We start from the raw sequence: 24,413 nt of genomic DNA, 5'->3' as shown, positions 1-24,413 counted from the left end.
CGGTTCCGGTGGGGCCGGTCGTCTCAGAACTGCCAGGGTTCCCGGGGGTGGCCGGCGCGCACGATCTCGTTGCCGAACGGGGCCAGGGCCACCGGGATCATCTTGAGCGAGGCCCACGCCATCGGGATGCCGATGATGGTGATCGCCAGGGCGAGCGCGGTGGTGATGTGGCCGATGGTCAGCCACCAGCCGGCGACGATCAGCCAGATGACGTTCATGACGGTGGTGCCGCCGCCGGAACCGGGCCTGCGCACGAGGTCGCGCCCGAAGGGCCAGATGGCGTAGCTGGCCATACGGAAGGACGCGATACCGAAGGGGATCGTGACGATGAGGAGGCAGCAGATGAGGCCGGCGATGACGTAGCCGACTGCCAGCCAGAATCCGGCGACGAAGAGCCAGATGATGTTCAGGATGAGCCTCAAGAGGGCCACGGTGTTCGTCTCCTTGGTTCGGTCCCGTGCTTGTCCGGTCCCGTGGGCGGGTGGTGCGCGTTCCCTCGGGAAAGAACGGAGAACGAGCGCACCCTGTTTTCTATCGTCTGGGACGCGGACGCACCATGACCTGTTCCTCCCTGTTTCCCTGATCCTTCCCCTAAGGGGCGTCCTGGACCGGGGGACCCGGATCCTGGCGGGAGGGGCGACGCGGCGGCCGGGGGTCCGGGGGTGCCGCGGGCCCGCGCGCGGGTTGGGAGGGGGCTCGGGGGGACGGCGCGCCATGAGGCGCCACGCGATACACCGACCCTACTGGCAAGGCGGTTCGGCTCCCGGAGCCCGTCGCACTGTGTGAGGACATACGGTCACACCCAATCTCGCGAGCATGGGCAGACCACAATGTGATCGGCGCATCAGGAGGACCCCCTAGGCAGGAGGGACATCGCCCCATACGATGTGCTGTGTCCTTCGCAAGACGGTAGTTCTGGCGATTTGCGACAGAATCTGACAGACAACCAGAGACCGGACGCCAAGCATCAGGTTTCGGTAACGGTTGGATGAGCAATTTCTCCACCCCCCGTGCAGGATCGGGAGTGGGGATGGCATGATTACGTACCGGCACAGACGGAGACTGTCACCGCCTCCGCGGCCGTTCGCGTGAGAGCACCCCTTCATCGGTAGGCATCGCCTCCGTGATGGCGCTTCTCGTGGTCTCAGCCACACCGGGGAACAACGTCAACACCGCTCGACGTTTGCGTCGTGCGGGGTGCCTCACGCCGCATGACCAACTTTTGGTGACTGAAGCTTTTTCAGACAGCTTACTAGTGATTTCAGTAGAGGTGGTTCAAGCATGTCTCAGGTACGTCGGCAGGCCGCGCTGCGCCCCCGCCCGAGCTGGGGGTGGCAGGATGCCGCCGCGTGCCGGGGCGAGGACCTTGTGCTCTTCTTCGGCCCCGATGGCGAACGCCAGCCGGAGCGGGAGATTCGCGAGCGCAAGGCCAAGGAGATCTGTGCGGCCTGCCCGGTGCGGACCGACTGCCTGGACTATGCGATCTCGCGTCCGGAGAAGTACGGCACCTGGGGCGGACTGAACGAGGACGAGCGCGCCTCCGAGCGCCGTCGCCGCATGCGCCGCGCCAACGCCGCCTAGAGTTCCCGCCGAGCGGATCTCTCCCCGCTGGCCCCGGCCCCGATAACCCGCGGCGCCCCGACGTAGTACGTCGAGGGCGCCGCGGGTTTTCTCGTTTCCGCGTTCCTCCCGGGCGGACGCCACCGGCACCCGGCCCCGCGGCCGGAACGGGGCTCACCCCGGCCCGCGTGACAGGTACCGGTCGAACCAGTCCAGCGTCTCCACCGCCACCTGACGCCACCCGAGGTCTCCCCGCAGCAGCTGTTCGGCCCCGGACACCACCCTCAGCTCGGAGCTCCCGCCCAACCGGCCCCGGGTCCACTCACCCAGCTCGCGGACGAAGGAGTCCCCGCTCTCCAGCAGGACCAGGGTCGGCGCCCGCACCGACGACAGGTGCGGTTCCGCGCGGTCGACGCGTCCGCCGTGCACCACCACCGCGCCCACGTCCTCCGGCCGCTGCCCGGCCGTCACCAGGGCGGCCGGGGCGGCGGGCCCCGAACCCAGCAGGCCGAGGGGTTCGCTGGCCGCGTCGGTGGCGCGCCGCAGCCAGGTGACCGCCGCGCTCAGCCTCTCCCCCAGCACACCGGTGTCGGTCTCCCCGCCGCCCTCCGCGCCGTCGTCGGCCCGTTCCTCACCCGTGAGCAGATCCAGCAGCAGGGTCGCGTACCCCGCGCGGCGCAGGGACGAGGCGGTCGCCCTCCACCGGGGGTCGGCCTGGCCCTCTCCGAAGGCCATCACCACCGCGCCGCGCAGCGCCGTGGGCATCGTGAGGTCGCCGTCCAGGTAGACCTGGCCCGCGCGGATCCGCACCCCCCGCGAGACGTCGGGCCCCCGTGGGAGACGTTCGCGTTCGGAGAGGATCTGGATGACCCTGCCGTCGGACAGCTGGTCGAAGTCCCGGTACCACTCCCCCACGGCCTGGAAGTTCTCCGGCGCGGACAGCACGACCACGTCGTCGGCCTCCTCCTGGAGCGCCTCCAACGCCTCCGGCGCCGCCACCGGCACGGCCAGGACCAGACGCGACGGACCCGCCTGGCGCAGCATGCGCAGTGCCGCGCGGGCGGTGCCGCCGGTGGCGACCCCGTCGTCGACGACCACGCAGTCGCGGCCGGCGATCCTCGGCGACGGGCGGTCCCCCCGGTAGGCCTGGCGTCTGCGGTCGAGTTCGTCCCGCTCGGAGGCCACGGTGTCGGACAGCGCCTGACGGGGCACCCGCATCCGGGCCAGGGCGCGGTCGTCGTAGATGACCTGTCCGTCCTCGGCGATCGCGCCCACCCCGGTCTCGGGATGACCGGGCAGGCCGATCTTGCGGACCATGAGCACGTCGAAGTCGGCGTCCAGGCGTTCCGCGAGTTCCGCTCCGACCGGGACCCCGCCACGCGGCAGGGCCAGCACGATCGGGTCGTTGACGGCGTAGGGGCGCACCCTCTCCGCGAGGTGTCGTCCGGCCTCGGAACGGTCGGTGAAGGGCAGTGAGACGGGTACCGGGTTCATGTCCTCACCGGCGCCAGGGCCGCGGAGCCCGACGCCGCTCCTTCCGGCAGTGTGGAGTGGGCCGCGGAAAAGTGGTACCGGCATACCCCGCCTCATACGGGTCGCAACCCCGCGCAGGGGCAAAAACCACCCCGGCCCGGTGCCCCGGGGAGCGGTCAGCGCCCCCGGGACCCACCGCGCAGCACCGCCATCAGGAGGGCGTCGTGGCGGCGCCCCTCCCAGAGCAGGGCGTCGCGGAGCCGCCCCTCCACGTAGAAACCGCAGGAACGGTAGACGGCGATGGCGCGCATGTTGAAGGCGTAGACGTACAGCCAGACCCGGTGCAGCCCGATCTGCTCGAACGCGTACTCCAGGACCAGTTGGGTGGCCTCCCGTCCCAGTCCCTGGCCGGTGAACTCGATCGCGGACAGGGCGATGCGGTACCCGGCGGTCTCGTTCTCGGGTGAGACCGCGTAGATGGACAGCTCGCCCAGGTAGCGGCCGTCCCGGGGCGCGATGATGGCCAGGTCCAGCCGGTCGGTGCGGCCCGCGCGGCTCTCGCACCACTCGCGCGCCTGTTGGTAGGTGATGTGGCCGTGGGATCCGGTGAGCCGTCGGACCTCCTCGTCGAGGCCCGCCGCGAAATAGGCGTCCGTGTGCTCTGGCCCGAGGGGCACCAGTCGTACGCTCTTCCCGGTCAACGTGGGCGTCTCTCGCAGCGCGCTCGTTCTGATCATGTGATCTTCCGGTTCCGACCGGGACCGTCGGGGCACGGCGCGTCCCGGTGTGGGGGAGTCGGCGGGCAGGGGTCGCCTACGCGGGAGCGGGCCGCGGGGCGGGCCGGTGTCAGGGGCCTCTGGCGGGAGGAGGGGCGGGGGCGCGGGTGGGACCTCCGGGGTTCCACGTCGACGGGGACGGACCCCCTATGTAAATCGGCTCCGGGTCCCATGGCAAGCCCGGCCCCGCGGACACCGCGAAAATGTCTGTCCCCCGGGCCCGCGCGCCGGATAACATCCGCACGCACAGAATCGACCCTTGGAGCCCTCCTTGAGCGCGCAGACCGACAAGTCCACCGGACCCCCTCCCGAGGCCAGGCGCGCCCGGGTCGGGGTGTCCACCCTGTTCTTCGTCAACGGGTTCACCTACACGAACGCCGTTCCGTGGCTTCCGGTGATCAAGGTCCACCTGGGGTTGACCAACGCGGAGCTGGGGCTGGCGATCGCGGCGATGCCGTTCGGGGCGATCCTGACCGGGATGCTCGCGGGACCGCTGATCCACTGGTTCGGCAGCGGGCGGACCGCCGTGGGAACGAGTCTACTCTCGCTGGGAGCGCTTCCATTCATCGCGCTCGCGCAGAACTGGTGGATGCTCGCCGCCGCGCTCTTCGTCATGGGCTCCGCCGACGCCTGGACCGACTCGGCGCAGAACTCCCACGGCCTGCGCGTGCAACGCCGCTACCGGCGGAGCATCATCAACACGTTCCACGCGGTGTGGAGTCTGGCGGCGGTCTCCGGTGGTCTCCTCGGCGCGGCCATGGCCGGGTCCGGGGTGCCGATCCTCTGGCACCTGTCCGGGGTGACCGTCGTGCTCGTGGTGGTCAACCTCGCGATCAGCCGCATGCTGCTGCCCGGACCCGAGAACACCGAGCGCGGGGACGGGGTCAACGAGCACGACGGCGGCCGGTCCCGCATCCCCGCCAAGGGTCTCCTCCTGCTGGTGATGCTGGGCGTGCTGCTCATGATGGCCGGCGGCATCGAGGACTCCGCCGCCTCGTGGGGCGCGGTGTACATGAGCACCGAACTGGGTGCGCCGCTGTTCCTGGCCGCCATGCCGTTCGTGGCCTGTCAGGCGATGATGACGGTCGGCCGACTGCTGGGAGACCGGGTGACCGACCGGTTCGGTGCGGTCGCGGTGGGGCACGCCTGCGGTCTGCTGTCCGCCGGGGGGCTGGCCTTCGCCCTCCTCCTGCCGCACCCGGTGACCACCGTCATCGGCTTCGGCGTGATGGGGCTGGGCGTGTCCACCCTGTTCCCGCTGACGCTCGCCGCCGCCGGGAACATCCCCGGGGTGCGCACCGGCGACGGGGTGACGGTGGTGGGCTGGCTGGGCCGCGCCGGGTTCCTGGCCTTCCCGCCCCTTGTGGGCTTCCTCGCCGACTCGCTCACGCTCGGCAGCGCCCTCTGGGCGATCGCCGCGGCGGGGGTCGCGGCCTTCCTGCTCGCCTCCGCGCTGCGTCCTCGGTCCCAGTGACACGGGAGGGCCCCGTCCGCCGGATTCCTCCGGTGGACGGGGCCCTCCCCGCGTCAGACCCACGAGAACGCGGGAGCGGACGCGGTGTTACTCGGCCATGCCCGGACGGCGGCTGCCGACCCACAGGGCCAGAGCACCGATACCGGCCACGACGGCGCCGCCGAGCACGAAGCCCGACATGTCGACGCCCGTGGCGGCGAGCTCGCCGCCACCGGTGGTGTCACCGGCGGCCGGCGCCGGAGCGCTCGGAGCCTTGGCCCCGGGCGACTTGTCGCCGGGGGGCTGGCTGTTGTCACCCGGGTCGGTACCACCGTCCGGGTTCTCCGGCGGGTTCGTCGGGTCCGGGGGGTCCGTCGGGTCCGGGTCCGGAGGATCGGTCGGGTCCGGGTCCGGGGGGTCCGTCGGGTCCGGGGGGTCCGTCGGGTCCGGGTCCGGGGGGTCCGTCGGGTCCGGGTCCGGGTCCGGGGGGTCCGTCGGGTCCGGGTCCGGTCCCGGCGTCTCGCCGTCACCCGGGTCCGGCGGGTCGATCGGGTCCGGCGGGTCGATCGGGTCCGGGGGATCGATCGGGTCCGGTCCCGGCGTCTCGCCGTCACCCGGGTCCGGGTCAGGGCCGGGGAGGATCGGCAGGTCGATCAGCACCGGAGGTGCCGCGACCTCCTCGAACGCCTGCTCCACGACGGGGGTCGCTTCGAACAGGGGGGCAGGCTCCTGGACCGCCGCGGGGGCGGCCTCAGGGGCGACATCGGGGACGGTCTCTTCCGCGGTCTCGGCCGCGAAGGCCGGTGTCACCGAGAAGCCGGCCATGAACAGGCTGGCTGCCGTGACGGTGAATACCCGCTTCTTAAGGGACATCCCACTCCTTTCTTTCGCTTGCGTAGTGAACTATTCAGGGGGGATGGCATACAGGCGGCCCTCGTGGACCACCACCGCGCGGTCGCCGAGAAGGCCGCGCGGAGTCTGTGCGTCCTCGTGAACCTCGGAGGGCGTGCCGGTGGCGTCCAGCGCCACCCGGCTCCCGTCCAGTTCTCCGAAGACCTGTTCACCGACGGTGATCTCGGGTGTGAAGCCCGGAACCACGTTCGTCTCACCGGTGGCGGGGGAGAACAGCACCGGCCCGTAGGCGACCAGTTCGGTGCCGATCGGCCCGGAGAGGTGACTGACCCCCTCCAGGGCGTCCTCCGAGATCTCCGCCGCGCCGAGCACGGCGCCGTCCTCACGGTCGTGGAAGGCCAGGATCGAACCGTCGCCCCCCTGCGCCTCCCAGCGGACGATGACGTACTCGCGCAGGGCGGTGACGACGTTCTCCATGTCGCCGGCCCCGTGGGGGCTCTCGGCCTGGACCTCCTCGTCGTCCTCGCCGGGCTGGACCCACTGCCAGGGACCGTTGACCACGGCGGTCAGGGCGCGGCCGTTCGTCGCGAGCATCGGCTCCGAGTTCCCCGGGGCCTCGAACTCCTCCAGCTCGCCGTCGATGGGCAGGTACGAGGCGTCCTCGGTACGGACCAGGACGGAGTCGCCCGCGTACCGGGCGGAGCCGGACTCGGGGAGCGCGACGCTGACGGCTCCCTCACCCGAGGCGGGCCAGAACCACAGGGTGTCGGCGGTCTCCATCACGATGGCGTCCTCGCCGCCGTACTCGACGAAGCGGGGGGCTCCGAGCCCGGCGCCCGCCTCGAAGGGCAGGTCGACCGACCACTCACGGGTGCCCTCGGGCCCGAGGAGGTTGAGCTGCTCCCCCGGGTCGATGTAGGCCAGGTAGGCACCGTCACGGCTGATGCCGGGCTGGGTCTCCGGGGCCAGTTCCTCACTGAATTCGACCGTGCCCGCGTACCCCGGCGGGGGCGGGAACTCCAGGGGGACCCCGGAGGCGTCGGGCTCCTCGTCCTCCGCGGAGGGGGCGGAACCGCCCAGCATGACGTTGGTGACGACCACTCCGCCGCCCAGGACGAGCAGCAGGGCGAGCGCGACCGCTCCCCCGATGAGGGCCTTCCGGCCCGCACCGCCCTTCTTGTCCGCCGAGGGCGGTGACGCGTCCTGGCCCGTACCGTCGGGGGAACCCCCGGGGGCGGACTGCTGGGACCGGTCCGAGAGCGCCTGGTCCGCCGCCTGCACGACGCCCGAGGGGGTCGCGACCAGGCGCCAGTAGCCGTTGGCGTCGCGCGCGTCGACCAGCACCGGCTGCCCGATGTGGGCGGCGTAGCCGGTGGCGACGTCCAGCGCCGCGCGTCGGGTCTCCTTGGGGGCCAGGCCGGTCACGACCTGGCGCTGCCCTTCGATGACGATCTCCGCGCTGCGCTCGTCGGGCGCGATGACGATGACGGCGGTGGGCCGGGGGTGCTCCGGACGGGACGCCCGACTCATGGTGTCTCCGAAGGCATGGGGAACGTGAACCTGTTCGTGTACGGGAGCAGGGGGACGATCAGCGATGACGGTCGGTCGCGGCGTGACGGGGTCCGCCAGCGGGGGTCGAACGGCACACGAGTAGTCAATGCTGCACGTGATGATACTGACCGTCTCAGAGGATGTTCACTCCGTTTCGCCATCAAGGAACCGGACACCTGCCCCGCCCCACCTGCCCGCACTGGCCCCCTGACGCCACTGACCTGCTGTGACACGCGCAGGAGGGCGCTGGGGCCCGCTTGGGCAACCTACTCACGCTGGAGAGGACACCCAAAAAGGCAATCAGGTTCACGCCGAAATTGGCCGGATCCGGCCATGCGCGACCGCGGGGCTCTCACTGGCGCACCCGGACCACATCGGCGCCACCACCGTCATGACGCCTGAGCTGGAGGCGGTGGCCCCTGCCGAGCCCGCCGAACAACAGGTCCAGGACCGTGCCGCCGGATCCCAACACCAGATGCGCGACCTCCCCCTCGATCAGCACCAGCCGCACCGGCGGGCTGCTGAGCCCTCCGGCCCATCCCTGGACCACGTGGGAACCTGCCGCCAGGCCGATCATGAGGGCCTGTCCCCGCCCCAGGGCGCCCACCCGGGAACCGTCCACGTCGACCCGGTACTCCACCAACGCGTCGTGGTTCCGACCGGCGTCCCGGTGCACGTGGACGGGAACCCAACCGTGCGGGAGGCGGGCCCCCGGAGGCTGGCCGACCAGCTTCGGTGTGGGTTCGGGCGCCATCGGTGCGGGCCTCCCCCGCTCCCGGTACATCGCTGCCAGGGCGAGGGCGCACAACACCCCTCCGACCACGATCGGCGGGACCAGCGCCCACTCTCCGCGATACAGCACCAGTGCGAGGGTGAAGGGCAGGCCCGCCAGCGCGAAGAACAGACTGAACAGTCCGAAGCCCCGGGAGAACGCGTCCGGCAGGTCATGTGCGGGACGACCTTCCGGGCGCCCAATGAGGAGGCAGAGGACGGCGCCGGCCAGGAGCAGCACCGCCAGCCAGAGGCCGACGACCAACGGCACCCGGCCCTGGTGGACGTGAACGATCTGCACCGAGGTGAACGGCACCAGATGGGCGAGCAGGGCCCAGACAGCGACAAGGTCAACGCGTCTCACGGAGCTCCGCCCTTTCCAGGAAGTACCCGCGCGTGCTCAGGACGGCGAAGCCGAGGGCGCCCAGCGGGAACAGACCGAGGGGCCACAGCGAGGAGGGTCCGACCGGGTGGACCAGGTACGTCGCGATCGGCAGCGCCGCGACCGGAACCATGGGCCAGGCCAGCCAGACGAAGACGGCACCGTTGGCGGGGGGCTTCCCGGACCCGGCGATCCCAGGGGGCAGGGTCCGGGCGACTCCCTGGAGGATCTGCACGACCAACACGGCCACCAGGATGAACAGGGCGAAGGAGAAGGAGGGTCCGCTCTGGATCAGGGCCTCGTTGGTGAGGAGCATGTGCAACGTGAGGCTCACCAGGGCCGTGGTCAGGGCGGCGGTGCCGAACCTCTGTGCGGCGCGCGTCGGGTGTCCGCGGGGTGCGTCGGAGCCCGGGCGCCGACGGGCCCGGGCGGCGAGGAAGGCCAGGAGCAGCGCCGTCAGGGGCAGCAGCAGGAGCGGCCACAGCCACGGGAGGAATCGCGGTTCTGCGGACACCGACAGCAGGGGAAGCAGCGCGAACGGCCACGGCAACCAGGCGAAGGGCGCGGACCGTTCCGGTGTCGGGGGCACGCCGGGGCGCTGGGGCAGGGCCGCGGCGAACAGGACACCCAGGAGAAGGAGGACCAGGGCGCACAGGGAGAACGAGGAGCCCGTGAGGACGGGATGGCCCGCGGTGAGGGTGGACCACAGGACGGTGGTGAGAGCCGCGGCCGTGATCGAGCCGACCCAGAGGCGCGTGGACGCGTGGATCGGGGGCCCGGAGGGGGAGGGCACTGGGGGCCTTTCGGGGGGAGCGTCCAGGCTCGGTGCGGCGGGTTCGCGGCCTCCCGCTGGACACGGTACGAAAATACTGACAATCCCGGCTTAACGGGCACCCTGGCCGCTTGTGGTCAGCGCCCGTTGAGGGTGTCGATGACCGCCTGCTCCCGCCGCTGGGCGAGGCGGTCGGCCCTCTCGAAGTGGCGGTTGGCGAGCTCCGCGCGGGCGGCGGCGGTGCGCACCGTGGGCCACAGCGCGTCGATCTCAGAGTTGAGCGAGGACCCCACCAGCACGGCGATCGCCATGACGTACAGCCACGCCAGGATCGCGATGGGGGCGGACAGCGAACCGTAGATGCTCATCTGCCCGAAGGAGGCGTCCAGGTAGGCGCGCAGTCCCGCCGAACCGGCCAGGAGCACCAGAGTGGCCAGGAGCGCACCGGGAAGGTGTCGCCAGAGCGGGGTGCGGACGGGGACGCTCAGCGCGTAGAGCAGCGTGACCGCCGCGGTGACGAGCAGGCCCACGATCGGCCAGTAGAAGAGGTTGAGACGGCCCACGGTGAGCGGCAGCAGCTCGTGGACGATGTCGGGCCCGGCCACCATCACCGGCAGCACCAGGACCGCGAAGAGCAGCCCGCCCAGGTAGGCGAAGAAGGCGAGCACCCGCTGCCACAGCCAGCCGCGCAGCTCGTCCAGGCCGTAGGAGATCGTGATCGAGCGGATGAAGACGTTCATCGCCCGCGACCCCGACCACAGGGACACCAGGAAGGTCACCGAGAGGACGCCGCCCGGGACACCGCCGAGGAAGTCGTCGACCAGTGGCTCCACCACGCTCTCGACGGCGGCGGGGGTGAGGACGCGCGCCGCCAGGTCCAGTATCCACTCGCGGATCTCCACCACGAGGCCCTCCCCGAACACCATGGCCAGCGGGCCCAGGGCGCCCAGGAGGCAGAGCAGCAGCGCGGGGAGGGAGATCAGCGCGAAGAAGGCCGACTCGGCGGCCAGGCCGACCACCCGGTCACGGGAGAGGGCCCGGAGGGTGCGCAGCACGAGCAGCGTGCCGCTGTGGAAGACGGGATGGCGTCGCAGCCAGGCGTCGGCCATGCGCCACAGGCCCTCCCAGAATCCCACCACGGGGATCACGTTAGCGCTCCTCGGGGCGGTCGGCACCACGCGGGCATGACGTGACTCACATTCGGGCCCGTGGCGCACACCCTGGACAAGCACCGGAAGCCCGTGTCATTCTCGAAACATGAACGCTGTCCTCGACCCCATGCTCCGCGTGCGCCGCCACGTGGACTTCCTTCGGGTCAGCAGCGCCATCTGTTGCAGCGTCGGATAACTTCTCGCCGCCTTTTGACGCACCCTCAGGGGTGCGCGCGGCCCCGGCGCTCCCCCTCTTCCTCGAACTCCCACACACGGACTTCACCCGTGACACCGTCCACGACGACGTGCGGTGTCCACGGGCCAGTGGTGCGGGCGCCGGGACCGTGAGCACCCCGCGACCCCAACGGAGACACCCGCGATGCCTCCCTCTTCCGCGCAGCCCGGCAAGGCACCCACGGCAGCCCAACCCAAACGCCGCCGTGGTGAGGGCCAGTGGGCCCTCGGCTACCGCGAACCGCTGAACAAGAACGAGGAGAACAAGAAGAACGACGACGGGCTCAACGTCCGCGATCGGATCATCAACGTCTACGCGAAGGGCGGATTCGACTCGATCGACCCCGCCGACCTGCGCGGACGCTTCCGCTGGTTCGGCCTCTACACCCAGCGCGCCCCCGGCATCGACGGCGGCAAGACCGCCGTGCTGGAGCCCGAGGAGCTGGACGACCGCTACTTCATGCTGCGCGTGCGCATCGACGGCGGGCAGCTGTCGGCGGCCCAGCTGCGCGCGGTCGCGGAGATCTCCCGTGACTACGGGCGCGACACCGCCGACATCACCGACCGGCAGAACGTGCAGTACCACTGGATCCGGGTCGAGGACGTGCCCGCGATCTGGGAGAAGCTGGAGTCGGTCGGGCTGTCCACCACGGAGGCCTGCGGCGACACCCCCCGCGTGATCCTGGGCTGCCCCCTGGCCGGGGTGGCCGAGGACGAGGTCCTGGACCCCACCGAGCAGATCGAGCAGATCTACGAGGAGCACATCGGCAGTCCGCTGTACTCGAACCTCCCCCGCAAGTTCAAGTCGTCGCTGTCCGGGTGCACCGTGCACTGCGTGAACCACGAGATCAACGACGTGGCCTTCGTGGGCGTGCGCGACGCGGCGGGTGAGGCCGGGTACGACCTGTTCGTCGGCGGCGGTCTGTCCACCAACCCGATGTTCGCCCAACGGCTGGGCGCGTTCGTGCGCCCCGACCAGGTGAGCGAGGTGTGGGCCGGGGTCTGCGCGATCTTCCGCGACTACGGTTTCCGCCGCCTGCGCACCCGGGCCCGGATCAAGTTCCTCATCAAGGAGTGGGGCGCGGAGAGGTTCCGCGAGGTCCTGGAGCGGGAGTACCTCGGCTACGCGCTCCCCGACGGCCCGGCGCCCGTGCTGGACCCGGGGGTGCGCCGCGACCACGTGGGCGTGCACCGCCAGCGCGACGGCCGGTTCTACGTGGGATTCGCGCCCAAGGTGGGCCGGGTCTCGGGCACCTCGCTGCTGCGGGTCGCGGAGATCGCGGAGGAGCACGGGTCCGACCGCGTCCGCACCACCGCCGACCAGAAGCTGGTCATCCTCGACATCGAGGAGGAGCGGGTCCCGTCGATCACGGCCGCGCTGGAGTCCGAGGACTTCCAGGTCAACCCGAGCGTCTTCCGTCGGCAGACCATGGCCTGCACCGGGATCGAGTTCTGCAAGCTGGCCATCGTGGAGACCAAGGGCCGCGCCGCGACCCTCATCGACGAACTGGAGAAGCGGCTCCCGGACTTCGAGGAGCCGGTGACCATCAACGTCAACGGCTGCCCGAACTCGTGCGCGCGCATCCAGGTCGCCGACATCGGCCTCAAGGGGCAGCTCGTCATGAACGAGCGGGGCGAGCAGGTGGAGGGCTACCAGATCCACCTGGGCGGCGGCATGGGCCTGACCCAGTCCTTCGGCAAGAAGATCCGCGGGCTGAAGACCACCGCCGACGACCTCCCCGACTACGTCGAACGGGTGCTCCGGCGTTTCCAGGAGCAGCGGGAGGACGGCGAGAACTTCGCCGCATGGGCGGGCCGCGCCGACGACGCGGACCTGAAGTGACGACCTGACACCCAGGGCCCGGGCGCTGCTCGCCCGGGCCCGCCCGGCCCCCTGCCCCGGGCCGGGTCCACCGGAAGGAAGAGGTGTGCCGTGTCCGAAAGGGCCGCACCTTACTACTGCCCCTACTGCGGCGACGAGGACCTGATGCCCGAGGAGGGGGCGGCCGTCAAGGGCGAGGGCTACCCCTGGGCCTGCCTGTCCTGTGCCCGGGTGTTCCGGGTCAAGTACGTGGGCCTGCGCTCCGCCTCGTTCTCCGCGGGCGGAGCCCCCTCCAGACCGACGGAAGGCAACGAATGAACGCCACCATCGCCACGACCGGCGGACCGGAGCTGGCCGCGCGGGCCGCGCGTGAGCTGGAGGAGGCCTCGGCCCCGGAGATCATCGCCTGGGCCGCCGAGACCTTCGGCTCCGAACTCTGCATGACCTCCTCCATGGCGGACGCGCTCATGGTGGACCTGGCGTCCAGGGCCGCTCCGGGGATCGACGTGATCTTCCTGGACACCGGCTACCACTTCCCCGAGACCATCGGCACCCGTGACGCCGTGGCCTCCGTCTACGACATCACCCTGATCAACGTGGAACCGTCCCGGACCGTGACCGAGCAGGACCTGGTCCTGGGCCCCCGGTTGCACGGGCGCGACCCGGGCATCTGCTGCCACCTGCGCAAGGTGGAGCCCCTCCAGCGGGCGTTGGAGCCGTACTCGGCGTGGCTGACGGGGCTGCGCCGGGAGGACTCGGTCACCCGCCGGGACACCCCGGTGGTGCAGTGGGACCGGCGTCGGCGGATGACCAAGGTCAACCCGATCGCCCGGTGGACCCAGGAGGAGGTGGACGCCTACATGTCCGAGCACGGGGTGATGGTGAACCCGCTCCAGTACGACGGGTACCCCTCGATCGGCTGCGAGCCGTGCACCCGCCGTGTGGAGCCGGGCGAGGACCCCCGGAGCGGGCGGTGGTCCGGGACCGGCAAGACCGAGTGCGGGATCCACGTATGAGCGGCGGCGGGGGTACCGGGCCGCGCGCCCCGGTCCCGCTGCTGGCGGTGGCGCACGGGAGCCGGGACCCGAGGTCGGCGGAGGCCGTCTCGGCCGTCTTCGACCGGGTCCGGTGCCTGAGGCCGGAGCTGGACGTGCGCCTGTCGTTCCTGGACCACGTGGCGCCCGCCGCCGAGGAGGCCCTGGACGACCTGGCCTCCGGCGGCGCCGGTGAGGTCGTGGTCCTGCCCGCGCTGCTGACGGCCGCGTTCCACAGCAAGGTGGACCTGCCGTCGGTACTCGACCGGGCGCGCGAGCGCGGCCCGTGGGTGCGGATCCACTACGCCGACACGCTGGGCCCGCATCCGCTGCTGTTGGACGCGGTGGAGCGGCGTCTGGCGGAGGCGGGGGCGTACGCCGAGCCGGCGACGGCACTGGTGCTGGCCTCGGCCGGGTCGAGCGACGCGGCGGCCAACGAGGTGATCGGGGCGATGGCCCGGGAGCTGGCCGAGCGGGGCCCGTGGACGGAGGTCGTGGCGGCGTACGCCTCGGCGTCCGAACCGAGCCCCGGCCAGGCGGTGCGGGAGCTGCTGGCGCGCGGCCACGGCCGGGTGGCGGTCAGCGGCTACCTGTTGGCGCCCGGGTTCTTCTCCGACCGGGTCCGCGCGCAGTCGACGGAAGCGGGGGCCTCGGTGGTCGCCGACGCCCTCGGGGACGTGCCGGAGCTCGCGCGTGTGGTGTTGGAGCGCTACGACGCGGCGGTCGCGGCCCGGCACGCCACCGTGTGAGGACCCGGCCGGTGTGAACCGGCGTGAAGGGGGCGGGCGGCTCCGAGGGGCCGCCCGCCCCCGACGTGTGCCGGGACATGCCGGGAGCGGGTCAGACGGCGGCGACGGCCGCGCTGAGCAGGATCGCGGCGGAGAACAGCAGGGCGCCCGGGGCGCCCACCGCTCCCGCGACCCCCGCGGCCGCCGCCGGTACGGCCACCTGACCCAGGCGGTTACCCCAGATGCGCAGGGCCAGGGCCGCCCCACGGGCCCCCTCCGGTGCCAGGGTGGTGACCTGGGCCATCGTCAGGGGCTGCCCCAGGCCGAGCAGGAATCCGCCCACGACCAGCACACCCGCGAGGACGGCGAACCCGCCCAGCGGCAGCGCCACCAGGGTGAGCGCGACGGCCGCCACCGAGGTGCTGGTGACGACCAGCGCCCTGCGCGACCAGCGGCGCCGCATCCACGGCAGGGTCAGCCGGGAGAGCAGGGAGGCGCCGGCGCGCAGGCTCAGCAGGACACCGACGAGCATCGGGGACAGCCCCCGGCTCTCGGCGATGAGCGGCAGGTAGGCGGTGAGGATGTCCACGGCGGTGAGCAGCGCCAGGCTGGTGAACAGCGCCGAGGGCATCCGGCGGCGGCGCAGGAGGTCCCGTGTGGGGACCGGGGGCGCGGCCCTCTGCGCGTCGGTGCGCCGCATCGGGCTCAGCCGCGCCAGCGGGATCAGCGGAAGGAAGCCCAGGGCGGCGACGGCCCCGGCCACCAGCAGCGCGGTGGAGGTGGCGGTGAGCAGCTCCGGCCCGGTGGAGTCGGAGAGGATGACGCCGGAGATCAGCGGACCGACGAGTTGGCCGAGGGAGGCCGCGGCGGTGAACCAGCCGAAGTCGCGGTCCAGGTGTTCGGGGCGCGAGTAGCGGGCGATGAGGGCCTGGGCGGAGACCATGCACAGCAGGTGGCCCACGCCCACGACCGTGCTGGACAGGGCGAGTCCGAGCAGCCCCCCGGACCCGGCCAGGAGGAGGCTGCCGACGGCCAGGACGACCGAGCCGAGGCCCGCGAGCCACGCGATGCGGCCCGCGCGGTCGGTGAAGCGGCCGAGCGAGACCGCGATGACCAGTGGGAGCAGCGCGTAGGCGGCGGTGACCAGTCCGACCTCGACGGCGTCCCCGCCCACCGCGATGGTGCGGTAGGAGATGAGGGGTCGGACGAGGTTGAGCGCGGTGTGGGTGAGGACCACGCTGCCCAGTAGCCCCCAGAGCCATCGGGAGTGTGCCGTCTGTCCCGAGTCCGTCATGGTCCCCCTCGCGGCGTGCCCGGTGCGCGCCCCGCCGTTCCGTTCCCGTGACGGTCCGGACCGTCACGGCCCGCGCATCGTACCGGGGACGTTCGGTGCGAAACCGGGCGGGGTGCCCACCGGGTGCGCGCCGCCGCGACGACGGGCCCGTCGGACAGGATGCCGAGGTGGGGTCGGTACCGACCCCACCGTCGCCGCCGTCGCCGGACGGCGGCCCCGGGAGGCGACGGGCTCCCCGGATGGGGCCCCGGTTCCGTCCCACTGGGCGGTGACGGCGTCGCGGGGCCCCGGGCGGCCCGGGGTTGAGTAGGTTCGGGGTACTGGAGCCGAGTGGACGGGGTGTGTGATGGCGGGACGGGACGGAATCCGGGACCTCCTGCGCGGGCTGCGGGTGTTCGCGGGGCCGCTGGCGAGCTTCGACCCCTCCGAGGCACCGGACGACCCGGTGGACCTGTTCGTGGAGTGGCTGGGCGAGGCGATCGCGGCCGGGGTGCCCGAACCGCACGCCATGACCCTGGCGACGGCCGACGCCGACGGGGCTCCGTCGGCGCGCGTCCTCATCCTGAAGGACCTCACCGACGAGGGGTGGTCGTTCGCGACCACCACGACCTCGGCCAAGGGCCGGGAGCTCGCGAGCAACCCCCGGGCCGCGCTCCTCTTCTTCTGGGGACTCCAGGGCCGTCAGGTGCGGCTGCGCGGTCCCGTGGAACTGGCCGGGGCCGAGGAGCGCGCCGCCGACTTCACCGCACGCCCCCTGGAGGGGCGTGTGGCGGGGCTGCACGGACGCCAGAGCCAGCCCCTGGACAGTCTGGAGACCGTCCACGCGACCGCCGAGGAGAGCCGCGCCCGACTGGAGGCCGACCCCGGGCTGGCACCCGACGACTGGGGCCTGTACCGGCTCGCGCCCACCGAGATCGAGTTCTGGCAGGCGGACCCGGACCGGCGCCACACCCGTCTGCGGTACCGGCGCGCGGACTCCTCCGCGCCGTGGGAGCGGGGTCTCCTGTGGCCCTGAACGGGCCCGGGAAGCGCGAGGTGACGGCGTGACCGAACCAGGTTCGGTCGGGTGTTCCGGGCAGGGATAGGATTCCCGCACCCGTCCACCCCCGAACCAGGATCGGAGCCGGAATGCCCGACACACACGAAGTGTTCAACCAGGCCACTCCGCTCGGTGACTACAGCGCCGCCGACGACCCCGCCCTCCTGGAGGGCCTGCGCCGCGAGGGCGCGGGCTGGGCCGAGGCCGACGTGCGCGAGATCGGCGACGCGGCGGGATCCGAGCGGGTGCGTGCCTGGGGCGAGTCCGCCAACGCCTACCCCCCGGTCCTGCGCACCCACGACCGCTACGGCCACCGCGTGGACGAGGTCGACTACCAGCCCGCCTACCACGTGCTCATGGACCAGGCCGTGGAGCACGGCCTGCACGCCGCCCCCTGGGCGGACGCGCGCGAGGGGGCCCACGTGGCCCGCGCGGCCAAGTTCTTCCTGTGGTCGCAGGCGGAGAGCGGCCACGGCTGTCCGATCTCCATGACCTACGCGGCCGTCCCGGCGCTGCGCCACTCCCCCGAGCTGGCGGCGGCGTACGAACCGCTGCTCACCGCCCGCGCCTACGACTTCGGGCTGCGGGCGCCGCTGACCAAGCGCGGGCTCCTCGCGGGCATGTCGATGACCGAGAAGCAGGGCGGCTCGGACGTCCGCGCGAACACCACCCGTGCCGTGCCCACCCGTGAGGGCCACCACCTGCTCACCGGCCACAAGTGGTTCACCTCCGCCCCCATGAGCGACGTGTTCCTCACCCTGGCGCAGGCCCCCGAGGGGCTGACCTGCTTCCTGGTCCCGCGCGTGCTGCCCGACGGCTCCCGGAACCGGATGTTCGTCCAGCGGCTCAAGGACAAGCTGGGCAACAGGTCCAACGCCTCCGCCGAGCTGGAGTACGACGGCGCCGTGGCGTACCCGGTCGGGGAGCCGGGCCGGGGCGTGCCCACCATCATCGAGATGGTCAACAGCACCCGCCTGGACTGCGTGATCGGCTCCGCCTCGGGCATGCGCGCCGCGGTGGTGCAGGCCCTGCACCACGCCGAGACCCGGAGCGCCTTCGGTACTCCGCTCGTGGACCAGCCGCTCATGCGCAACGTCCTGGCCGACCTCGCCCTGGAGTCCGAGGCGGCCACGTCGCTCATGACGCGCCTGGCCGGATCGGTGGACCGCGCGGTGCGCGGCGACGAGGGTGAGGCCGCCTTCCGCCGCCTGGGCGTGGCCGTGGGCAAGTTCTGGGTGACCAAGCGCCAGCCGGTGCACGCGGCCGAGGCCCTGGAGTGCCTGGGCGGCAACGGGTACGTGGAGGAGTCGGGCATGCCCCGCCTGTTCCGCGACTCACCGCTCAACTCCATCTGGGAGGGCTCGGGCAACGTGGCCGCCCTGGACGTGCTGCGGGCGATGGCGAGGGCGCCGGAGTCGGTGGAGGCCTTCCTCGCGGAACTCGACACCGCGGCCGGTTCCGACGACCACTACGACGCCGCCCTCAAGCGGCTGGGGCAGGCCCTGGGCGATCTGGAGGAGGTCCAGTACCGGGCCCGTGCGGTGGTGGAGCTGATGGCGCTGACCCTCCAGGCGTCGGTACTGCTGCGCTACGCGCCCACCCCGGTGGCCGAGGCGTTCACCGCGTCCCGGCTGGGCGGCGAGTGGGGGCACGTGTTCGGGACGCTGCCCAGGGGCGTGGACACGGAGCTGATCCTGGACCGGGCCCGCCCCCGGGGCTGATCCGCCGGCCGGGCTCCGCGCCGGGACCCGCCGTGTCCCGGTGCCGACCTCCCCTCTCCCGGTGCCGACCCCCTTTCGCGGGGATCGGCGCCGGGAGCCCACGCGAGAAACCCCCGGAACTCCTTTCCTCCTCCCTTTCACCCCCGCTCACATAAGCCGCAGAAAGTGCAGAACGGGCAGCCGAGAACGAACATCGGCCCAGTTCGGCATACTTCCGCGGTCGAAGCGGAAGAAAGAAGTCGTCACCATCAAAATCGCCCTTACGGGCCCCGAAACCTAGAGACTGACGACGCCTATGGTGGAAGTCTGGCCAGGTAGTTCCTATCCGCTCGGTGCGACCTACGACGGTTCCGGCACCAATTTCTCCCTCTTCTCCGAGGCGGCCGAACAGGTGGACCTGTGCCTGTTCGACGACGACGGAGAGGAGACCCGCGTACCCCTGACCGAGTACGACGGTTTCGTCTGGCACGGGTACCTGCCCGGTGTCGGCCCGGGACAGCAGTACGGGTACCGCGTCCACGGTCCCTACGCACCCGACCAGGGGTTGCGCTGCAATCCGAACAAACTGCTCACCGACCCCTACGCGAAGGCGATCAACGGAGACCTCACCTGGCACGAATCGCTCTTCAGCTACCACTTCGCCGACCCGGCCCGCAGGAACACGGCCGACAGCGCGAGATACGTGCCCAAGTGCGTGGTGGTCAGCCCGTTCTTCGACTGGGGCAACGAGGCACGTCCCAACACCCCGTACCACCAGACGGTGATCTACGAGGCGCACGTACGCGGGCTGACCATGCGCCACCCGGCCATCCCCGAACACCAGCGGGGCACCTACTCGGGGCTGGCCCACCCCGAGGTCATCGACTACCTCACCTCCCTGGGGGTGACCGCCGTCGAACTCATGCCCGTGCACCACTTCGTGCCCGAGCACGCGATGGTGGCCCGGGGGCTGACCAACTACTGGGGCTACAACACCCTGGCCTTCCTGGCCCCGCACAGCGGATACGCCGCGCGCGGCTCGCGCGGGCAGCAGGTCCAGGAGTTCAAGGCGATGGTGAGGTCGCTGCACGAGGCGGGCATCGAGGTGCTGCTCGACGTGGTCTACAACCACACCGCCGAGGGCGACCACATGGGCCCCACGCTGTCCTGGCGGGGGATCGACAACCTCGGCTACTACCGGGTCAGCGACGAGGACCAGCGCTACTACCTCGACTACACGGGCTGCGGGAACAGCCTGAACGTGCGCCACCCGCACTCCCTGCAGCTCATCATGGACTCGCTGCGGTACTGGGTCCTGGAGATGCACGTGGACGGGTTCCGCTTCGACCTCGCCTCGGCGCTGGCCCGCGAGTTCCACGACGTGGACCGGCTGAGCACGTTCTTCGACATCGTCCAGCAGGACCCGGTGATCTCCCAGGTGAAGCTGATCGCCGAACCCTGGGACGTGGGTCCGGGCGGCTACCAGGTGGGCAACTTCCCGCCACTGTGGACGGAGTGGAACGGCAAGTACCGCGACACCGTCCGCGACTTCTGGCGCGGTGAGCCGGTCAAGGGGGAGCTCGCCTCACGGCTGGCCGGGTCCAGCGACCTGTACCAGGACGACGGGCGCCGCCCGGTGGCCTCGATCAACTTCATCACGTGCCACGACGGTTTCACGCTGGCCGACCTGGTCTCCTACAACGACAAGCACAACGAGGCCAACGGCGAGAACAACCGGGACGGCACCGACGACAACCGCTCCTGGAACCACGGCGTGGAGGGGCCCACCGAGGACCCCGCCATCCTGACCCTGCGCCGCAGGCAGGTCCGCAACCACCTCACCACCCTGTACCTGTCGCAGGGGGTGGTGATGCTCTCGCACGGGGACGAGATCGGGCGCACCCAGGGCGGCAACAACAACGCCTACTGCCAGGACAACGAGATCGCCTGGATCGACTGGGAGGGCGCGGGGCTCACCGGCGAGTACCCCGGCAACGACCTGCTCGCCTACGTCCGCGACCTGGCGCGGCTGCGGCGCGAGCACCCCGTCTTCCGGCGCCGCCGGTTCTTCCAGGGCAGCCCGGTGGAGGGTGCCAGGGCGGGGTCGGACGGGCTGCCGGACATCTCGTGGCTGCGCCCGGACGGGTCGACCATGGAAGGCGACGACTGGGACACCGGTGAGCGGGCGCTGGGGGTGTTCCTCAACGGGGACGCCATCACCGAACCGGACTCGCGCGGGCGCCCCATCCGCGACAGCTCCTTCGTACTGCTCCTCAACAGCGGTCCGGAGACGGTGGAGTTCAAGCTGCCCGGCACCGAGTACGGCATGGCCTGGGAGACCGTGCTGGACACCGCCGAGCCGGACGTGGAGGGGCGGCCGTTCGTGACGGCGGGCGGCCCGCTCCGGGTGATCGACCGCGCCCTGGTCCTGCTGCGGCGCGTCTCGCACCGCCACGGCTGACCGGGGCCGCGTCCGGTACGACTCCCCGGGGGTGGAGGGCCCCGGGGAGCGGCCGCGGAGGGGCCGGGAACCCGCGACGGGACCCGGCCCTACGCCGTCCGCGATCGCGACGCCCCTAACCTGGGTGACCATGTCGAGCACACACAGCGCGGGCCGTGCCCCGGAGCCCGCCCGCTTCCGCGAACTCCTGCCCGTCCCCGGCCAGACCGACGTGGACCTGGCCGAGGCCTACGCCTACCCGCTGGGCCTGGACCGGCCCTGGCTGCGCGCCAACATGGTGGCCAGCGCCGACGGCGGCGCGATCGGCCCCTCGGGGCGCAGCCGTGACCTGTCCTCGGACCCCGACCGCCGGGTCATGGGGGTGCTGCGCGGACTGTGCGACGTCGTCCTGGTCGGCGCCGCCACCGCACGCAAGGAGGGCTACCGGCCGGTGCGTCCGCGCGAGGTGTGGGCGCGGCTGCGTGAGGGCCGTCCCGCCACACCGCGCGTCGCGGTGGTGTCGCGCTCCCTCGAACTGGACGCCGAACTGCTCACCACGGCCCCGGACGACGCCCGCACCATCGTGTTCACCGTCGCGGACGCCCCCGCCGAGCTCCGGGCGTTCGTGGCCGAGCACGCCGACCTCGTGGTGGTCGACGGGGTCTCGGTGGGCCCCGAGCACATCGTGAACGCCCTGGCTGAACGCGGCCTGTACCGGGTCCTGACCGAGGGCGGCCCGCACCTGCTGGCGGAGTTCGTGGCGGCGGGCCTGCTGGACGAGCTCTGCCTGACAGTGAGCCCGCACCTGCTGGGCGCGGGGTCGCCCCGCATCGTCACCGGCGGCCCCGGGACTCCCGGCGCCCTGGAGCACACCTCGGCGAGGACCACCCCCTTGCGGATGGCCCGTCTGCTGGAGGCGGAGGGCCACCTGTTCACGCGTTACCTGAGGGAATAGGGGCCCGCGCGGGCCCTCCCCATAACCGCTCGGTTTCGGTCGCCCCACAATGACGCATGAACCATCCCGCAACCGGACATACCCGTGGTGTGCCTTCCACAGGAAGAGCCGCGAATGACACACCGCGCCGGCGGGGCTCACCGGTGCGGCCCCCTGGGCGAGAGGATGAACGTGGTGCCGACGTCCGAGAACGGGTCCCCTCCGGTGTACCGGGAGATAGCCGAGGAACTACGAGGACGGATCCGCTCCGGACAGTACTCCGACGGCGACCGTCTCCCCGGGGAGAACGCCCTCATGGAGCGGCACGGTGTCGCCCGGGCGACCGCCCGGCAGGCCCTGTCCGTGCTCATCAACGAGGGCCTGGCCGTGGCCGTGCGGGGATCGGGCATCTACGTGCGCGCCTTCCGGCCCCTGCGAAGACACGGCGCCCGGCGCCTGTCGAAGGACCTGTGGGGCGCCGGAAGGGCCATCTGGCAGACCGACAGCGACACACGCGGCTACGAGGTGGAGGGGCTCGTCGTCGACGAACTCGTCCCCGACGGGCACGTCCTGCGGGCACTGGACCTGGACGAGGGGGCCACGGTGGTGCGCCGCTCCCGGCGCTACCTGGTGGACGGCAGACCGGTGCAGAGCGCCGTCTCACACCTGTCGCCGCACCTGTGGTCGGGGCGGGAGGAGGTCCCCGCCGCGCGGCGGGTCCGGGCCCACGACAGCGGCCCCGGGGGCATCTACGCGCGCCTGGCGGAGCTCGGGCACGCCCCCGCCCACTTCACCGAGGAGATCCGGGTGCGCATGCCCACCCCCGAGGAGGCGGAGGAACTGACCCTGGCCGCGGGCACCCCCGTGCTGGAGGTGGCCCGCACCGCGCTGACCGCCGACCACCGGCCCGTGGAGTTCAACGAGATCACCATGGACGGCTCGGCGTACGTGCTGCAGTACGACTTCGACGCCTGACCCCGCGCCTCGGAACCACCCGGCCCCGGCCCCTCGGGCCACCGGGCCCCGCGGCACCTTTCCCGGGCCGACCCCGCCGCACGACGACGGGAGGGATGCCCCGCTCGGGGCACCCCTCCCACCCTCATGGCGGACCGGTCACGGCCGCCGTCCGTCGCTACCTCGTGACGCTCACACCCGGTCTCTCCGCGATGGGAACCCTCGCACTCGGAATCGTCGTGAGGAGGCTCTCCTCGCCCGGGTCCTGCCCGTTCGGGCCGCCCCCGTCACGCGACTCCCCCTCGCTCGGGTCCTCCGCCTCCTCGCTCCGGACCCGACCGCGTCGGGACGCGAAGACCAGGTAGGACAGCGGCAGGAGTGTGAGTCCCACCGCAACGGCCCCGGCCGCCGCGAAGAACATGGCGCTGGACGAGGTCATCGCCCACTGGGCCATGCCCATCCCCAGCACGACCGCCACCACCAGGGCGCCGACGGCGATCGCCGTCACCAACCCGAACAGCTTGCGGTCCCCCCAGGGCTCCGGCCGCGCGTACTCGATCCCGGCGACGGTCGAACGCAGGCTGAGCTCCGCGGCCCAGCGCAGCTCCCGCCCCACGGTGGCGGCGCCGTCCCCGACGACCCGCATCCGTGACCGGGCACCCGTGGTGGCCTGGTCGAGCCTCCACAGTCCGTACCGGATCCTGCCCACGCGCAGAGGCCGCCTGTTCACTCCGAGTGCCTGTTGAGCTGTAACAGCCATGCCACCTGCCTCAGTGCACCTCGATCACTGACCCCTGTCTGAGCCCGTACCCGCACCCACCGGCACCGAACGTCGCCAAAGGTGAAGTTAGGTGTATGTGGCTCTTAAGAATGATTTACCTGGAGTGCGTGGTTTGGACCCGATTTCTTCACACCGTGTCCCCTGTCGGCACCGGAGCGCGTTTGCGGGTAGCGTCGTCACCATGGCTGACGCAGCGGACCAGGCCCCGGACACCAACGGCGGGGCACCCAGGGACCTTCCCCGGACCGACCAGGAGTGGCGCGAGCGCCTCAACGAGCAGGAGTACACCGTGCTCCGCCAGGCGGGCACCGAGCGCCCCTGGACCGGGGAGTACGTGGACACCAGGACCACCGGTGTCTACCGTTGCCGGGGATGCGGGAGCGAACTCTTCCGCTCCGACGAGAAGTTCGACTCCCACTGCGGGTGGCCGAGCTTCTTCGACCCGGCCGACTCCGACGCCGTCACCCTGCACGAGGACGCCTCGCTCGGGATGGTGCGCACCGAGGTGCGATGCGCCACCTGCCACTCCCACCTGGGTCACGTCTTCCGCGGGGAGGGGTACGACACCCCCACGGACCTCCGGTACTGCATCAACTCCGTCGCCCTCGACCTGGAGCCCACCGAGTAGGCGGCATGGCATCCTGGTCCGGGGACCCGAACGCCCACCCGCACGGGCGTCTCCGGAACCAGTCCGATCCCCCTTCCCCCAGGA

At 71.8% G+C, this 24,413-nt stretch carries 22 protein-coding genes and 1 pseudogene; 13 read left to right on the top strand and 10 right to left on the bottom strand.

The window, feature by feature from the left end; genetic code table 11:
* Positions 1-23 precede the first annotated feature (23 nt).
* Positions 24-431, bottom strand: a complete 408-nt coding sequence (locus AC0VYL_RS11000) for a YccF domain-containing protein (RefSeq protein WP_475462537.1) — start codon at positions 429-431, stop codon at positions 24-26.
* 850 nt (positions 432-1,281) lie between these two features.
* Between AC0VYL_RS11000 and AC0VYL_RS10995 the strand changes: the two genes are divergently transcribed.
* Complete coding sequence (locus AC0VYL_RS10995) at positions 1,282-1,581, top strand: WhiB family transcriptional regulator (RefSeq protein WP_017588640.1); 300 nt, start codon at positions 1,282-1,284, stop codon at positions 1,579-1,581.
* A gap of 153 nt (positions 1,582-1,734) precedes the next feature.
* Here the strand turns inward: AC0VYL_RS10995 and AC0VYL_RS10990 are convergent, their stop codons facing one another.
* Both AC0VYL_RS10990 and AC0VYL_RS10985 read right to left on the bottom strand, forming a co-directional pair.
* The gene (locus AC0VYL_RS10990; RefSeq protein WP_475462536.1) at positions 1,735-3,054 is read right to left on the bottom strand and encodes a phosphoribosyltransferase family protein; all 1,320 of its coding nucleotides are present in this window, start codon (positions 3,052-3,054) and stop codon (positions 1,735-1,737) included.
* 155 nt (positions 3,055-3,209) lie between these two features.
* The gene (locus AC0VYL_RS10985; protein WP_475462535.1) at positions 3,210-3,770 is read right to left on the bottom strand and encodes a GNAT family N-acetyltransferase; all 561 of its coding nucleotides are present in this window, start codon (positions 3,768-3,770) and stop codon (positions 3,210-3,212) included.
* A gap of 310 nt (positions 3,771-4,080) precedes the next feature.
* Here AC0VYL_RS10985 and AC0VYL_RS10980 point away from each other — a divergent pair, with 310 nt between their 5' ends.
* A complete protein-coding gene (locus AC0VYL_RS10980) occupies positions 4,081-5,283 on the top strand; it encodes an MFS transporter (RefSeq protein WP_475462534.1) in 1,203 nt (400 codons plus the stop codon).
* A gap of 87 nt (positions 5,284-5,370) precedes the next feature.
* Here the strand turns inward: AC0VYL_RS10980 and AC0VYL_RS10975 are convergent, their stop codons facing one another.
* The 5 genes from AC0VYL_RS10975 to AC0VYL_RS10955 form a co-directional block, all read right to left on the bottom strand.
* On the bottom strand, positions 5,371-6,135 hold the full coding sequence (locus tag AC0VYL_RS10975) for a hypothetical protein (protein ID WP_475483053.1): 765 nt from the start codon (positions 6,133-6,135) through the stop codon (positions 5,371-5,373).
* A 30-nt stretch (positions 6,136-6,165) separates the two neighbouring features.
* Complete coding sequence (locus AC0VYL_RS10970) at positions 6,166-7,644, bottom strand: hypothetical protein (RefSeq protein ID WP_475462532.1); 1,479 nt, start codon at positions 7,642-7,644, stop codon at positions 6,166-6,168.
* A gap of 373 nt (positions 7,645-8,017) precedes the next feature.
* The gene (locus AC0VYL_RS10965) at positions 8,018-8,800 is read right to left on the bottom strand and encodes a hypothetical protein (RefSeq protein WP_475483052.1); all 783 of its coding nucleotides are present in this window, start codon (positions 8,798-8,800) and stop codon (positions 8,018-8,020) included.
* The gene (locus AC0VYL_RS10960) at positions 8,787-9,611 is read right to left on the bottom strand and encodes a hypothetical protein (RefSeq protein ID WP_475483051.1); all 825 of its coding nucleotides are present in this window, start codon (positions 9,609-9,611) and stop codon (positions 8,787-8,789) included. The genes AC0VYL_RS10965 and AC0VYL_RS10960 overlap by 14 nt, the downstream gene beginning before the upstream one ends.
* 116 nt (positions 9,612-9,727) lie before the next feature.
* Positions 9,728-10,729, bottom strand: a complete 1,002-nt coding sequence (locus AC0VYL_RS10955) for a YihY/virulence factor BrkB family protein (RefSeq protein WP_475483497.1) — start codon at positions 10,727-10,729, stop codon at positions 9,728-9,730.
* A 118-nt stretch (positions 10,730-10,847) separates the two neighbouring features.
* On the opposite strand from AC0VYL_RS10955, the gene AC0VYL_RS10950 reads away from it, so the two are divergent.
* The 5 genes from AC0VYL_RS10950 (at position 10,848) to AC0VYL_RS10930 (ending at position 14,580) form a co-directional block, all read left to right on the top strand.
* The gene (locus AC0VYL_RS10950; RefSeq protein WP_338042027.1) at positions 10,848-10,937 is read left to right on the top strand and encodes a putative leader peptide; all 90 of its coding nucleotides are present in this window, start codon (positions 10,848-10,850) and stop codon (positions 10,935-10,937) included.
* 183 nt (positions 10,938-11,120) lie between these two features.
* A complete protein-coding gene (locus AC0VYL_RS10945) occupies positions 11,121-12,818 on the top strand; it encodes a nitrite/sulfite reductase (RefSeq protein WP_475462529.1) in 1,698 nt (565 codons plus the stop codon).
* A gap of 90 nt (positions 12,819-12,908) precedes the next feature.
* Positions 12,909-13,115 carry a hypothetical protein gene (locus tag AC0VYL_RS10940; RefSeq protein WP_017545529.1) on the top strand — a complete coding sequence of 69 codons (207 nt, stop codon included), beginning with the start codon at positions 12,909-12,911 and terminating at the stop codon, positions 13,113-13,115.
* Positions 13,112-13,813: a phosphoadenylyl-sulfate reductase gene (locus AC0VYL_RS10935; RefSeq protein ID WP_475483050.1), complete on the top strand. Its 702-nt coding sequence runs from the start codon at positions 13,112-13,114 to the stop codon at positions 13,811-13,813. The genes AC0VYL_RS10940 and AC0VYL_RS10935 overlap by 4 nt, the downstream gene beginning before the upstream one ends.
* A complete protein-coding gene (locus AC0VYL_RS10930) occupies positions 13,810-14,580 on the top strand; it encodes a sirohydrochlorin chelatase (RefSeq protein WP_475483049.1) in 771 nt (256 codons plus the stop codon). Before AC0VYL_RS10935 ends, AC0VYL_RS10930 begins: the two co-directional genes overlap by 4 nt.
* Positions 14,581-14,671: 91 nt before the next feature.
* Here AC0VYL_RS10930 and AC0VYL_RS10925 read toward each other — a convergent pair whose 3' ends face one another.
* On the bottom strand, positions 14,672-15,853 hold the full coding sequence (locus AC0VYL_RS10925) for an MFS transporter (RefSeq protein WP_475462526.1): 1,182 nt from the start codon (positions 15,851-15,853) through the stop codon (positions 14,672-14,674).
* 346 nt (positions 15,854-16,199) lie between these two features.
* Between AC0VYL_RS10925 and AC0VYL_RS10920 the strand changes: the two genes are divergently transcribed.
* From AC0VYL_RS10920 to AC0VYL_RS10900, 5 genes are all read left to right on the top strand, one after another.
* The gene (locus AC0VYL_RS10920) at positions 16,200-16,868 is read left to right on the top strand and encodes a pyridoxine/pyridoxamine 5'-phosphate oxidase (protein WP_475483048.1); all 669 of its coding nucleotides are present in this window, start codon (positions 16,200-16,202) and stop codon (positions 16,866-16,868) included.
* 113 nt (positions 16,869-16,981) lie between these two features.
* On the top strand, positions 16,982-18,613 hold the full coding sequence (locus AC0VYL_RS10915) for an acyl-CoA dehydrogenase family protein (protein WP_475483047.1): 1,632 nt from the start codon (positions 16,982-16,984) through the stop codon (positions 18,611-18,613).
* 295 nt (positions 18,614-18,908) lie between these two features.
* The gene (gene glgX / locus AC0VYL_RS10910; RefSeq protein ID WP_475462523.1) at positions 18,909-21,053 is read left to right on the top strand and encodes a glycogen debranching protein GlgX; all 2,145 of its coding nucleotides are present in this window, start codon (positions 18,909-18,911) and stop codon (positions 21,051-21,053) included.
* Positions 21,054-21,183: 130 nt separating this feature from the next.
* Entirely contained in the window at positions 21,184-21,987 is an 804-nt protein-coding gene (locus AC0VYL_RS10905; protein ID WP_475483046.1) for a pyrimidine reductase family protein, read from the top strand.
* 165 nt (positions 21,988-22,152) lie between these two features.
* Positions 22,153-22,941 (top strand): GntR family transcriptional regulator, encoded by a 789-nt coding sequence (locus AC0VYL_RS10900; protein ID WP_475463021.1) that lies wholly within the window; start codon positions 22,153-22,155, stop codon positions 22,939-22,941.
* A gap of 313 nt (positions 22,942-23,254) precedes the next feature.
* Here the strand turns inward: AC0VYL_RS10900 and AC0VYL_RS10895 are convergent.
* Positions 23,255-23,629: pseudogene (locus AC0VYL_RS10895) on the bottom strand (hypothetical protein); the annotation flags it as partial.
* Between the two features lie 253 nt (positions 23,630-23,882).
* Here AC0VYL_RS10895 and msrB point away from each other — a divergent pair.
* The gene (gene msrB, locus AC0VYL_RS10890) at positions 23,883-24,329 is read left to right on the top strand and encodes a peptide-methionine (R)-S-oxide reductase MsrB (RefSeq protein ID WP_475462521.1); all 447 of its coding nucleotides are present in this window, start codon (positions 23,883-23,885) and stop codon (positions 24,327-24,329) included.
* The last annotated feature ends 84 nt before the right edge of the window (positions 24,330-24,413 follow it).

Source organism: Nocardiopsis sp. iso_238 (assembly GCF_056173325.1).
The sequence above is the reverse complement of the archived record's forward strand: the minus strand, read 5'-3'. Positions and strand labels throughout refer to the sequence as shown.